The sequence below is a fragment of the Streptomyces sp. NPDC059564 genome (assembly GCF_042735575.1).
In the GTDB taxonomy this organism is placed as follows: Bacteria; Actinomycetota; Actinomycetes; order Streptomycetales; family Streptomycetaceae; genus Streptomyces.
On the sequence record NZ_JBHWBP010000234.1, the window covers coordinates 1 to 12,282 of the forward strand.

Annotated in this window: 10 protein-coding genes and 1 pseudogene; 4 read left to right on the forward strand and 7 right to left on the reverse strand. The window is 73.6% G+C overall.

Annotation, left to right across the window (positions count from 1 at the left end; translation table 11 throughout):
• Nucleotides 1-312 (forward strand): DUF5709 domain-containing protein (locus tag ACFV0Q_RS29260; protein WP_385009368.1); only part of this gene is annotated, 312 nt, incomplete at its 5' end.
• A gap of 80 nt (nucleotides 313-392) precedes the next feature.
• Here ACFV0Q_RS29260 and ACFV0Q_RS29265 read toward each other — a convergent pair.
• The 6 genes and pseudogenes from ACFV0Q_RS29265 to ACFV0Q_RS29290 form a co-directional block, all read right to left on the reverse strand.
• A complete protein-coding gene (locus ACFV0Q_RS29265) occupies nucleotides 393-2,018 on the reverse strand; it encodes a class I adenylate-forming enzyme family protein (RefSeq protein ID WP_385009369.1) in 1,626 nt (541 codons plus the stop codon).
• 69 nt (nucleotides 2,019-2,087) lie between these two features.
• Entirely contained in the window at nucleotides 2,088-2,642 is a 555-nt protein-coding gene (locus ACFV0Q_RS29270) for a hypothetical protein (protein ID WP_385009370.1), read from the reverse strand.
• 66 nt (nucleotides 2,643-2,708) lie between these two features.
• Entirely contained in the window at nucleotides 2,709-3,821 is a 1,113-nt protein-coding gene (locus ACFV0Q_RS29275) for a YbdK family carboxylate-amine ligase (protein WP_385009371.1), read from the reverse strand.
• A gap of 81 nt (nucleotides 3,822-3,902) precedes the next feature.
• The gene (locus ACFV0Q_RS29280; RefSeq protein WP_385009372.1) at nucleotides 3,903-5,195 is read right to left on the reverse strand and encodes a cytochrome P450; all 1,293 of its coding nucleotides are present in this window, start codon (nucleotides 5,193-5,195) and stop codon (nucleotides 3,903-3,905) included.
• 117 nt (nucleotides 5,196-5,312) lie between these two features.
• Nucleotides 5,313-5,501, reverse strand: a pseudogene (locus ACFV0Q_RS29285) (hypothetical protein); the annotation flags it as partial.
• Nucleotides 5,502-5,542: 41 nt separating this feature from the next.
• Nucleotides 5,543-7,411, reverse strand: a complete 1,869-nt coding sequence (locus tag ACFV0Q_RS29290) for an ABC transporter ATP-binding protein (RefSeq protein ID WP_385009377.1) — start codon at nucleotides 7,409-7,411, stop codon at nucleotides 5,543-5,545.
• Between the two features lie 405 nt (nucleotides 7,412-7,816).
• Here ACFV0Q_RS29290 and ACFV0Q_RS29295 point away from each other — a divergent pair, with 405 nt between their 5' ends.
• On the forward strand, nucleotides 7,817-8,596 hold the full coding sequence (locus tag ACFV0Q_RS29295; protein WP_385009373.1) for a crotonase/enoyl-CoA hydratase family protein: 780 nt from the start codon (nucleotides 7,817-7,819) through the stop codon (nucleotides 8,594-8,596).
• A 27-nt stretch (nucleotides 8,597-8,623) separates the two neighbouring features.
• Here the strand turns inward: ACFV0Q_RS29295 and ACFV0Q_RS29300 are convergent, their stop codons facing one another.
• Nucleotides 8,624-9,550, reverse strand: coding sequence for an SDR family oxidoreductase (locus ACFV0Q_RS29300; protein WP_385009374.1), 927 nt, complete (start codon nucleotides 9,548-9,550; stop codon nucleotides 8,624-8,626).
• Nucleotides 9,551-9,709: 159 nt separating this feature from the next.
• Between ACFV0Q_RS29300 and ACFV0Q_RS29305 the strand changes: the two genes are divergently transcribed.
• The gene (locus ACFV0Q_RS29305; protein ID WP_385009375.1) at nucleotides 9,710-10,147 is read left to right on the forward strand and encodes a hypothetical protein; all 438 of its coding nucleotides are present in this window, start codon (nucleotides 9,710-9,712) and stop codon (nucleotides 10,145-10,147) included.
• Nucleotides 10,148-10,343: 196 nt separating this feature from the next.
• Nucleotides 10,344-12,278, forward strand: a complete 1,935-nt coding sequence (locus ACFV0Q_RS29310; protein WP_385009376.1) for a bifunctional metallophosphatase/5'-nucleotidase — start codon at nucleotides 10,344-10,346, stop codon at nucleotides 12,276-12,278.
• The last annotated feature ends 4 nt before the right edge of the window (nucleotides 12,279-12,282 follow it).

Consider the following 12,282-nt stretch of genomic DNA (forward strand, 5'->3'; position numbering starts at 1 on the left):
AGGTCGGTGCGCATGGCCCCCGAGCGGCCCTTCGCACAGCAGCGGGGGAACAGCCTCGACGAGCGCCTCGCCCGCGAAGTCCCCGAGCTGGAGCCACCGGCGGGAGACGGGATCGGGGACCTGACGGATGGCGAGGGCGAGCCCGTGGACCCCGAGGCGGGCGGTGTGCGGGCCGGCCGGCTGGCCCCGGCCACCGCGTTCCCGCACGAGAACCACGTGATCGCGCGCGACGTCGGCATCGATGCCGGGGCCGCCTCCGCCGAGGAAGCGGCCATGCACGTCATCGAGGACCTGGACGAGGAAGGGCCGTAGCCGAACGGGCGGGCGGTCATGCCGCCCGTCGGCGCGCGCGGCGGGAGGGCGGCGATCCACGCCTTTGACGCCGGAGGGGCCTACGGCGTTTTCGAGGCCGCGCCCGTCCACGCGGCGCGCAGCGCCTTCTTGTCCACCTTGCCGACCTTGGTCGTCGGCAGCCGGTCCAGCAGGACCGTCTTGCGGGGCGTGTACAGGTCCCCCAACTCGGCGGTCACCGCCGCGCTGACCGCGTCCGGGTCGACGTCGGCGCCCTCGGCCGTGGCCAGGAAGATCTGTACGGCCTCCCCGTACTCCTCGTCCGGCACGCCCACCGCCGCCGCGTTGCGCACACCGGGCAGCGTCAGCAGGAAGTCCTCCAGGACCCGGGAGTAGACGTTGTCGCTGGTGCTGCCCGTGACGATGATGTCCTTGGCCCGGTCGACGAGATAGAGGTACCCCTCGGCGTCGAGATAGCCCATGTCGCCGGTGCGCAGCCAGCCGTCGTGCAGCGCCTCCGCGGTGCGCTGCGGGTCCTCGTAGTAGCCGAGCATCACCGTCTCGCCCCGGAGGCACACCTCGCCGACCTGCCTGACGGGCAGCGCCGTCGCGCTGTCCTCACCACGGATCTCGATTTCGGTGCCGGAGATCGCGCGACCGCAGCTGCGCCAGAGCTCGGGCCGCTGCGGGGCCGCCGAGGCGAGGTCCTCCGCGCCGAACGCGGCGATACCGAGCGCCTCCGACTGCCCGTAGGCCTGGCTGAGGACGGGCCCGAACACCTCGACCACCTGCTGCAGACGGCTCGGCGACGAGGCCGCGCCGCCGACGAGGATCCCCCGCAGCGCGGGGAGGGCGCCCGGCACGCACTCCGGGTGGTCGAGGAGCGCGTACAGCATGGGCGGTACGAACATGGTGGCGGTGATCCGCTCCTCGCGCAGTACCGTCAGCGCCGCCCCCGCTTCGAATTCGGGCAGCACGACGAGGACGGACCCCGTCACCAGCGCCTGGATCGAGGTGAGATGGCCGCTGCCGTGCGTGAGCAGCGTGGCGGCGAGCACCCGGTCCGCGTCCGGGTCCATGGTCGGGAAGAGCGCGGGGCGGGAATCCTCCGGCCCGTCATCCATCAGGTCCATCAGCGCGTCGTAGAGCCGGTAGCTGTGCGCGGCGAGCTTGGGGCGGCCCAGGGTGCCGCCGGTGTAAAGGACGGTGACGGCCTCGTCCGCTCCCGGGGCGGGCACGCTGTCGGGCCGCTCCGAAGGGCACTGGGCCGCCAGGGCCAGCAGGTCAGTGCACTGCTGCTCGCAGGGCCCGAGACTGAGCAGCACGGGTGCGTGGACGCTGCGGTCGGCGGCTGCGGCGGCCCGCTGCGCGAAGAGCGGGTCGGTGACCACGGCGCGCGCCCGAGACTGCTCGACCAGCGCGGCGAGCTCGCCGGGCCCCGGTTCGGGCGGCAGGAACACGACGCGGCAGCCGATGAGATGGACCGCGAGCTGCACCAGGACGGAGTCCACACGGTTGGCCAGGAAAAGCCCCACTCCGTCGCCGGGCGCGAGCCCCTGCCGGCGCAGCGCGTGCCCCAGACTGAACAGCCGCCGCCGAGCCTCCCCCCGCGTCAGCCGCTGCTCACCCTGCACGAGCGCCTCGGCGTCCTCGTCCTTGTGCCAGTGCTCCAGGATGCGGTCCACGTAGGTCCGGCGCTCGGATGTTTCTTGTGCGTTAACAATCATGAAAACATGCAAACACGCCGCTCACGGGCCATAGCGCCACAGGGGTGCGTTTTCGGCCATCAGGGCCGCCTAGCCTTCCCGGCCTTCGTCCGGGTGGATGACGTGGTCCCGGCGGATCCGGTCCGCGTTGGCGCGCTCCACCCGTTCCTCGTCGAGGGGCGGCTGCTGCGCACCCGTACCGGTCCGCGACGCGGCCCCCGGCGGCCGGCCGTGGTCGTCCGCCGTTCCGCCCTCGTGCTGGAGCAGCGGCCGCTGCTCCGCCCCCGGGGCGGGGGCCGGTTCCTCGGGCATCACCGCGCGCAGGGCGCGCGCGGTCGGCTCCGGGTCGGCGACGGAGACGGCCACCCGGCCGAACGGTGCGCCGGGGCCCAGGTCCAGGCACAGCACCACGCTGCCGGCCCGCACCGCGACGAAGTCCTCGCCGCCGAGCGCGTGCCGGATCCCGACGCACCGCCCCGGGGCCCACACGCCCGGGCCGGGCTCCCCGCGCAGTACGCGCCACCAGCTGGTCTCGACGTCGACCCGGCGCAGCGCCGCGACGGGTACGCGGACCTCGCGCCGTCGCGCCGCGAGCCCGTCCCGGAAGCCCAGCCGCACGACGACGTCGGCTCCTTCGACGCTCACACGTGCCATGATCCGCCCACCGTCCTTTCCTGCGGCTACGATCCGCCGTCCGTGCCCGGCTCCCCTTCAGGCGGCTTCCAGGGGCCGGTCGGCCACGGCCACCTCCAGGCTGTCGACGACGGCCTCCAGGCTGCCCGTGGCCCGGTAGACCGCCCGCTGGCGGCGGGCGCCCGTACCGCGGCAGCGCAGCCCCTGCCACAGGGCTTCGGCGGTGCCGAGATCGCCGGCCGCCGCCAGCCCCGGGGCGGCCCGGTCGAACAACCGGTCGACGAGGAAGGTGGCCGGCTCTTCCCGGCCGCTCGCCGGGTCCAGGGCGGGCCCCTCGATGCCGTACATCGTGGCCAGCCGGTGGGCCCTGCGGAGCGCGGGCTCCGGCGGCAGGGGCGGGGGTACGTGCGCGTCCACGTCCACGAGGAGCGCCCCGGCGAGACCGCGTACGAGCATGGCGGTCAGGGTCACCGTGTCGAGGTCCGCGTTGACGTCGGAGATCCGGATCTCCAGCGTCGGCACGTGCTCGGAGGGCCGGGCGTACCAGTACACCATGCGGCGGTCGAGCAGCACGCCGGAGCCGACCAGGCCGTCGACGTAGGCGAGGTACTGGACCTCGTCGACGACGGGAGGCGGGCCGACGGTCGGCCAGTCGGCGTGGGCGACGGCGCGCCAGCTGGCCAGGCCGGAGTCACGACCGCAGACGAACGGCGAATTGCAGGTGATCGACTGGAGCACCGGCAACCACGGACGCATGTGGTTCGCCAGCGCCAGGGCCCTCTCCCGGTCGAGGGTTCCCACGTGCACGTGACAGCCGCAGACGAGGTGGTACGGGTCAAGCAGCGCGGCGAACCGTCGCGCCATGGTGCGGTAGCGGTCGTTGTCGGTCACCGTCAGTGGTTCCTCCGGCCGGATCACCGGGGCGGCCGAGGCCACCGCCGCGCAGCCGGCCAGACGCGCGCCGTCCGCCACCGTGCGCCTCAGCCGCCGCAGCTGTGCGCGCAGGTCGTCCCGGTCGGCGGTCGGCTCCGTACAGACCTCGACCTGGGTGGTGTAGAACTCCGACTGGACCTGCTCGCCCAGCTCCCCGGCGAGGGCGCCGATGACGGCCGGGGCCCGGTTCACCGGGGCGCGGGTGGCACGGTCGACGAGGTGGTACTCCTCTTCGACGCCCATGGTCAGGATGTCCATGTACCCCTCCTCGTAAGGTGCCCGGCGCCTACCCGGGGACCGGACTCCCATGCGGGCGGCCCGCCCTCCGCATGTCCGGCCTCAGACGCCGGGCCGCGCCGGTGGGGACGGGACCGGCGGGGCGTGACGGGCCCGCTCCAGGGTGGGGACCGACAGGACGAACCCGCTGCGCGGCCGGGTCGGGATGCGGTGGAGCGGTATCCGCAGGTCCTGCTCCGGGACGTCGAAGGGCAGGCGGGCCAGGTCGGTGGCGAGGGCCGCCAGCACGCTGACGGTGATGTCCTCGCCGGGGCAGCGGTGGCCGGTGCGGGCGTCCCCGCCGCCCTGCGGGATGAGCTCGCCGGTACCGGGTTCCCGGCCGAGGAAGCGGTGCGGGTCGAAGCGGTAGGGGTCGGGCCAGAGGCCGGGGTCGTGGTGGTGGCCGTAGACGTCGAGGAGCACGAGGGTGCCCTCGGGGACCGGCCGTCCGAGGAAGTGCAGGTCGGCGGCGGCGAGCCCGCCGACGAACGGGACGAAGGGGTAGAAGCGGCGCACCTCGTGGGCGAAGGCCCTGGCGTACGCGTCGCCGCCCGTGCGCAGGTCGTCCCGCAGCCGGGGCGCGCGGTGCAGCGCGTGCGCGGCGAAGGTGACGTACCAGGCGATGGCCACGGTCGGCCGGATGATGTTGAGCAGCTCCACGGCGGCGGTGTGCGGATCCAGCAGCCGGCCGGACACGTCACGGTGCCGGACCACCGTCTCCAGGCGGCTGTCGCCGGATCCCCGGCCGAGGAGGTCGGCTCCCCGGCGCACCTCGTCGACGGTGCGGGCGAGGCCGCCCTCCTGGCGGGCCCTCGCCCGCCGCGCCTTCCAGTGCCGGGACCCGACGCTCGCGAAGCCGTCGACCATGGCCACGCAGTCCTCGGCGACCTCGCGGGCGGCGTCCTCGGGGGCCGCCGTCCCCGTCCAGTCGCAGACGGCCCGGTCGAGCACCGCGGCCACCTCGTCGAAGAGGACGGCCTCGCGGCCCCGCCAGCCGTCGACCGCGCGCCGCCAGTGGTCCTCGACGCGGTCGGTGAGCGCGTCCACGGAGCCGCCGCCCGTCAGCAGGGACACGAACATGGCCTTGCGCACGCGGTGCGCGTCACCGTCCAGGGTGTGCACCGCGCCCCGGCCGAACAGCGTGTCGAGCACGGGACCGGGCAGCGCGTCGTGGCGCAGTACGTGGCGCTCGTCGTAGAAGAACTCCACGGCGGCGGGGCCGTGCAGCAGCAGGGCGGGCCGGCCCATCAGGCGGGTCGGGACGGCGGGCGCGTCCGCGTGGCGTCGGCGCAGGTCGGGGGCCCATGCGTAGCCGCGGGTCAGGAGCGATGCCGTGCGGTCGATCACGGGGAACATGCCGGGCGCCTACCCGCCGCCCCCGCCCGCACTCCTGGGGACGGGCACGTGTCGTGCGGGGCCGGCCACGCACGTCGACTGGATCCCGTACCTCCCAGCCCCACCCCGGCGGGGGCGCTACTCCTCGGTGGTGTGACGGATCCGGACCCACAACGGCAGGGCGAACCGGCACAGCAGATACCAGGCCAGCACACCCCCCACCAGCCACGGGACGAGGGCGTTGTGCGTCGCCACGCGCAGGACGAGGGCGGAGGTGCAGGTGGCGAGCAGCAGCAAGAGCCCGGTGAAGATCAGCCGCGCCGCCCAGCCTTCCCACCGAAGGCCACAGAAGGCCGTGGTCCCAGTCGTCATGGCCGGTCCTTCGCCCTGGACTCCGCCGCCCCGTCGCGCGGGGACGGGAAGGGGTCCGCGAAGGCGGCGGCCTGGACGAGGTAGGCGTCGCGGAACTCGCCGGTGCCCGTCCTCTCGTCCATGAGTTCCGTGAAGGTGCCCGATTCTGCGACCCGGCCGTCCTTCAGGACGTGGATGACGTCCGCGTGCCGGACGGAGTGCAGCCGGTGGGTGATGAGGACGATCGTCTGGCCGGTCGCGGCGAGGCTCCGGATCTGGTCGAAGACCTTCTGCTCGGCGACGGCGTCGAGCGCGCTCGTGGGCTCGTCCACGATGAGGATGTCCGCGTCCTTGTACTTCGCACGGCTGATGCCGATCTTCTGCCACTGGCCGCCGGAGATCTGGTGCCCGCCCCGGTAGCCCCGCGCGAGGAGGGTGCCGAGGCCCCGGGGAAGCCCCGCGAGGACGGTGTCGGCGCCCGAGTAGGCCGCTGCGGCCTCGACCGCCGGGTCGTCGATCGGACGGGTGGGCCGGCCGATGCCGACGTTGACCCGGAACGTGAACGGCCAGTGGTAGAAGGACTGCGACATGAGCGCGACCCGGGCGAAGATCTGCCGGCGGTCGGCCCGCGCGGCGTCGACCCCGTCCCACCAGACCGTGCCGCCGGACCCCTCGTCCGGGAGGTACAGGCCGGCCAGCAGCTTGACCAGGGTGGACTTGCCGGAGCCGTTCTCCCCGACCAGGGCGATGACCTTGCCCATCGGGAAGGCGAGGGACACCTCGCGCAGGGTCGGCTCCGGGGTCTCCCCGGTGCTGCCGGGGTAGGTGAAGGTGACCTTCTCGAAGCGGACCTCCCGGAGCCGTTCCGGCAGCGGTTCCCCGCTGGCGGGGATGGCCCGGGCCTTGGCCTCGGTGCACAGCCGCTCGTAGTCGGCCACGAACAAGGACTCCTGGTGCAGGTCGGTGATCTGCAGGACCAGGGCGTCGAGGCTGGAGGCGCCGGTGCGGATGGCGAGGACCGCCGTGCCGGCGACCGCGAGGTCCATCGAGCCGCTCCACAGCAGCAGCCCGAGCGCCCCGTACGTGAGCAGCGTCGCGAGGCCGCCCGCGCCGTCGGCGATCAGCCCGACCCGGGCGGCCCGGCGGGCCAGGCGGGTCTGCTCGCGCTCGCTGGTCTCGGCCATGTTCCGGAAATGACCCAGGAGGAACGGGCCGACCTCGTGGACGCGGACCTCGGCGGCGGCCTCCTGCTGGGTCAGCAACTGCCCCAGCAGCTGCCCGGCGCGGGCGTGTTGCACGAAGGTGTGGAAGCTGATGTAGCGCTGCTTGGAGATCGTCAGCGAGCTCCAGGCGCTCGGCAGGGTCATCAGGACCAGCAGCGGCAGGAGCGCCGGGTGCAGGACCGTGAGGACACCGGCCGCGGCGAACAGCGAGATCGCCGAGTTCAGGGTGTTGGTGCAGTGACGGATCATCCGGCGCGCGGAGTCGGCCCCGTAGCGGGCGGCGTCCAGCAGCCGGTGGAACTCGTCGTCCTCGATCGCCGCGAGCTCCACCCGGTGTACGAGCCCCAGGTACCGCTCCGTCGCGACGCGCTGGACCTTCGGTTCCAGGGCACCCGTCGCGGCCGTGGACGCGGACCGCAGCAGCGAGCCGAGCAGCGCGGTGACGGCGACCACCAGGAGGGCGGGCACCGCCCGGGCGAGGCGTTCGTTCGTCGACCCGCCGGCCAGGACGTGCCCCAGTACGCCGTTGACGGCGACCAGCCCGACCGCCTGGGCGATGCCGCGCCCCAACTCGGCGCCGAGGACCACCCGTAACGCGCGGGCGTCGGCGAGGTGCGCGAGCCGCACGCCCATGCCGACGGTGCGCGGCAGGCCCTTGGCCATGGTCCACAGCCCGAGCGTGAGCCAGGCGCCCTCGTGCCGGTCCCAGCCGATGTCGTAGGCCAGCTCTCCGCCGAACAGGAGCTGTTCCGAGTCCGACACGGGCGGTGCGGGGGTGGGGTGCACGAGTTCCTCCGGAGGCGGCGTGTTGAGGGGTACCGGTGCTCCAGGAACGGCCCCCGGAAGGTCCTGTAACGGCCGTTCCGGGGACGGGCGGTGAACGAACGTTCCCTGTGGGGCGCTAGGTCAAGCCTCCCATGGGCACGGGGTTGCGAAACTCGCTCGAACAGGTTGGTGTCGCCCGTATGAGGGATTGCCGCACGAGGCCGTTCAGGAGGCGTGCTTCAGCGTCCCCGTGGACCGCGGAGTAGGCTCGGCCGCCGGGTACGCGAGCGGGAGGGGTGCGGGGTGGGCGAGGAGCCGGCTGTACGGATCGAGCGGGACGGCCCGGTGTTCACGGTGGTCCTCAGCCGCCCGGAGGTCCGCAACGCCGTCGACGGCCCGACCGCCGCCCAACTGGCCGACGCCTTCCGTGCGTTCGAGTCCGATGACAGCGCGGCCGTCGCCGTGCTGTGGGGCGAGGGCGGCACGTTCTGCGCGGGCGCCGACCTCAAGGCCGTCGGGACCGCGCGCGGCAACCAGGTGCTCGCGGAGGGCGACGGCCCGATGGGACCCACGCGGATGCGGCTGGGCAAGCCGGTCATCGCGGCCGTCGCCGGACACGCGGTCGCCGGAGGCCTGGAGCTGGCCCTGTGGTGCGATCTGCGCGTCGCGGAGGAGGACGCGGTCTTCGGGGTGTTCTGCCGGCGCTGGGGCGTACCGCTCGTCGACGGCGGCACCGTACGGCTGCCACGGCTCATCGGGGAGAGCCGGGCCATGGACCTGATCCTCACCGGCCGGGCGGTCTCCGCCGCCGAGGCGTACGAGATGGGGCTCGCCAACCGCGTCGTACCGCCCGGCCGGGCCCGCCACGCGGCCGAGGAACTGGCCCGGCAGATCGCGGGGTTCCCGCAGCTGTGCCTGCTCCACGACCGCCTCTCGGTCCTGGAGCAGCACGGCTTGAGCGAACCGGACGCCCTGGCCGCCGAGTTCCGGCACGGCATGGTCCCGCTCCGCGCCGGAGAAACCCGGTCGGGAGCCGACCGCTTCGCCGCCGGCGCGGGCCGGCACGGCTCCTTCGACGCCTGAGCCCGTTCCCGCGAGCAGCGGGCCGGCTCACGGCGTGCTCCAGCTGTCCGGCCGCGTACCGTCGGTGTCGGTGAATCCGTACACCCCGGCGAGCTCCGCCGAGGTGACCGACCGCTGGTTCCACCGGGCGCGGTCCGGGTCCGCCGCCAGGGCCGCGACGGCCCGGCCGACGTAGCGCGGAGACTCGGACCGGGCGAAGCCCTCCGGGGCGGTCGGCAGGCCGCCGCTCCGGTGCGGGGCCAGGGCGTCGCGCCAGTTGTCCTCCGTGACACCGTAGTTGTCGAGCATCATCTCCGAGCGGAGCCATCCCGGGCTGATGGCGACCGCGGTGGCTCCGTACGGTGCCAGCTCGTGCCCCTGGGAGAACGCCAGCCGGTTCACCGCGGCTTTGGCCAGGTCGTAGAAGACCGAGATCCGGTACCGGTCCGCGTTGCTGCCGGTCGTCCCGTCCGTCACCTCGACGAGCAGGCCGCCGGGCTCGGCGATCAGCAGGGGCAGCAGATGGTGGGAGGTGATCAGATGGGTGTCGACGGCGAGCCGCAGGATCCGCAGGCCGTCGTCGAGATCGTGCTCCCACACCGGTGTGTTCCACCGCGCGGGGCCGCCCTTGAGGAGTTCGGCGCCCCAGATGTCGTTGACGAGGACGTGGACGCGTCCGTGGTCACGGCGCAGCCGGTCGGCGAGGGCGCGTACCTGCGCGGGGTCGAGATGGTCGACCCGTACGGGGATTCCGGTCCCGCCGAGCCGCGTGACCAGGTCGGCCGTCTCCTCGATGGTCTCCGGCCGGTCGTAGTCGGACCCGGCGTTCCCCCGGACGCTGCTCCGGCCCGTGCAGATCACCGTCGCACCGGCTTCCCCCAGCGCGGCCGCGAAGCCGCGCCCCGCGCCCCGCGTGGCCCCCGCCACGACGGCGACGCGTCCGCGCAGAGCGTCGGGATCCGGGGACCACGTCATGCCTCCCACCGTCCCAGGATCCGGCGTGCCGGGGATCCGCGCCTCGCCCGGGACCGGATTCACCCGAACGGCCGCGCTCCGGTGTCCCTCTCCCGGGTCCCGCCGAAGGCTGGGGGTGCGTGCCGGAAGCGGCCGTACCCCCGGTTCAAGGAGCTTTCCGTGTCCCAACAGACGACGACCCCCCGACCCCCGCATTCCGGCGGCGCCGGAAGCGCTTGGGCGGCGGGCGGCACGATGTTCGCCGCTGTCCTCCTCCTCGTGGACGGCGTCCTCGGCGTGATCAAGGGCATCGCCGGCATCGCGGAGGACGAGGTGTACACGCGGCTCGGTTCCTACGTGTTCAAGTTCAACGTCGAGGCGTGGGGATGGATCCACCTGGTCGTCGGCGTCGTACTGATCGTCGTCGGAATCGGCCTGTTCAAGGGCGCCGGCTGGGCCCGCGTCATGGGTGTGGTGCTCGCGTCCATCAACGTGATCCTCGACTTCATGTGGATGCCCTACACGCCGGTCTGGGCGCTCATCTCGATCGCCATCTCCCTCTTCGTCATCTGGGCCCTGTGCACGGACGGCACCCGCACCCCGCCCCGTACGGCCTGACCGCCACCCCTGCCGAGCACCGATGCGGGACCCCGCCGACGCGGGGCCCCGCATCGGCGTTTCCGCACGTATCGCGGGGCGGGGGAGTGGAGTTCGTCCGTGATTCGCCGAACCGGTGCCTGGCGCACACCGGTTGGATGGACGGGGCCCGGAGAATGGGCCCGAAGCATCCGCAGCTCTCGTACCGGGAGTCGCCATGAACGGATTGGGCCGGCGCGTGTTCCTGACCGCGGCGGGGGCCGTCGGTGTGCGTGCCGTCACGGGCAGCGCCGCCGCGGCCACCCGGGCGGCGCTCGACGCCGTCAGCGGGGCCGGATACGTCGACGTACAACTACTGAACATCACCGATCTGCACGGGTACCTGAGTGCGCCGCCCGACCGGGACTCCGTCATCACCGGCGCGGGCGGGCGGAAGTACACCGTGGGCGGGGTCGCGTACATGGCCACGCATCTGAAGCGGCTGCGCGCCGGACGGGCCAACACCTTCTTCTTCGCGCCGGGCGACCTCTTCTCGGGCTGGGAGTTCCCCGCCTTCACGCTGTCCGACGAACCCACGGTCGAGGCGCTCAACCTGCTGGGGCTCGACTTCGCGACCGCCGGGAACCACGAGTTCGACCGTACGCCCGGATTCCTCGTCCAGCACATGGAGCAAGGCCGCCCGTACGAGGGGGAGGGCAGCACCAACACGTTCCCCGACTCGCGCGGACGGCGCTTCCACGGCGCCGACTTCCGCTACTACAGCGCCAACGCCGTCGCCGGCCCGGGCGGGGCGACCGTCCTGCCCCCGTACCACATCGAGTGGGTACGGGCCCCCGGCGGACGGCAGTTGCCCATCGGCTTCATCCACCTCACCGCCCTGGGCACGGAGCAGTTCTCGAACTCCTTCCAGCCGGGCCTCACCACGCTGGACGAGCTGACCGCCGCGAACCGCTGCGCCGCCGAACTCAAGGCCCGCGGGGTCAACGCGATCGTGCTCAGCATGCACGACGGTGCCGTGGCCGGATCCGCCTTCGACTCCGGCACCGACCCCAGCGGACCCGCGTACGACCTGGCACTGCGCGTCTCCGCCGACATCGACGCCATCGTGACGGGGCACTGGCACTGCGCCTTCACCATGATGCTGCCCGACCCCGCCGGACGGCTCCGGCCGTTCGTGGAGGCCGGCTGCCACGGACAGATCGTCAACGAGATCACCCTGCGCCTCGACCCCGCCACCGGCGCGGTGGTCCGTGAGCTGACCACCTCGACCAACCACCCCAACACCCGCGACGTCACCCCCGATCCGGAGATGGGCAAGCTCGTCGACTACTGGAAGGGGTACGCCACCCGGCACGCGGCCACGACGATCTGCCGCCAGCGCGCCTCGTTCCGCCGTGCCCTGTCGGCGGCCGGCGAGAGCACCATGGGCAACCTCGTCGCCGACTGGGCGCTGTGGGCCTCCGCGCAGCCGCCGGACTCCTTCGACACCAGCCCCCGCCCCCAGGGCGGCCGCGCCGACCTGGCGCTCATCGCCCTGGCCCCCCGGACCGGCAGGAGCGTCATCAACACGGACCTCCTCCTCGGCTCCGCCACGGAGGATCCCGTCAGCTTCGAACGGGCCTGGCGGGCCGTCGGGTACGGCAGTCCGCTGGTCACGGCCACCGTCAGCGGCCGACAGCTCCACGACGCCCTGGAGCAGCAGTGGGCGCTCGACGCGCACGGCACGCTGACGTACGCCCCGCTCGCGGTCTCGGACAACGTCCGGTACTCCTTCGACGCGGCGGGGCCGGTCGGCGACCGGGTGGCACCCGCCGACGTGCTCATCGGGGGTTCCGCGCTGCGCCTGGACGGCACGTACCGGCTGGTGACGTCCTCGTACACGCTGACCGGGCAGGACGGGTTCCCCGCGCTCGGCGGGTTCCGGGAACCAGCCCGCCACCGGCGCGACACGGACAGCTTCCCCGCGTACGTCGCCGCCCGCGGCATCCTGGTGGCCGTGTCCACCGGCCGGGTGGCCGCCAAAGGCGGCCGGATCTCCGCCGAGGCGACGGGCGTGCTGGTTCCACTGGGCGAGCCGGTGCCCTCGCTGCCGGCCCCTGTGGCGGCGGCCGAGGAGGCCGCCCGCGACACCGGACGACGCCCGGTCTGCTGAGGGC

What these genes read in the sequence shown, in the direction of transcription:
- ACFV0Q_RS29265 (WP_385009369.1), bottom strand. Translation starts at nt 2,018, where the DNA reads ATGATTGTTAACGCACAAGAAACATCCGAGCGCCGGACCTACGTGGAC.
- ACFV0Q_RS29275 (WP_385009371.1), bottom strand. Translation starts at nt 3,821, where the DNA reads ATGGACATCCTGACCATGGGCGTCGAAGAGGAGTACCACCTCGTCGAC.
- ACFV0Q_RS29280 (WP_385009372.1), bottom strand. Translation starts at nt 5,195, where the DNA reads ATGTTCCCCGTGATCGACCGCACGGCATCGCTCCTGACCCGCGGCTAC.
- ACFV0Q_RS29290 (WP_385009377.1), bottom strand. Translation starts at nt 7,411, where the DNA reads ATGGCCAAGGGCCTGCCGCGCACCGTCGGCATGGGCGTGCGGCTCGCG.
- ACFV0Q_RS29300 (WP_385009374.1), bottom strand. Translation starts at nt 9,550, where the DNA reads ATGACGTGGTCCCCGGATCCCGACGCTCTGCGCGGACGCGTCGCCGTC.
- ACFV0Q_RS29310 (WP_385009376.1), top strand. Translation starts at nt 10,344, where the DNA reads ATGAACGGATTGGGCCGGCGCGTGTTCCTGACCGCGGCGGGGGCCGTC.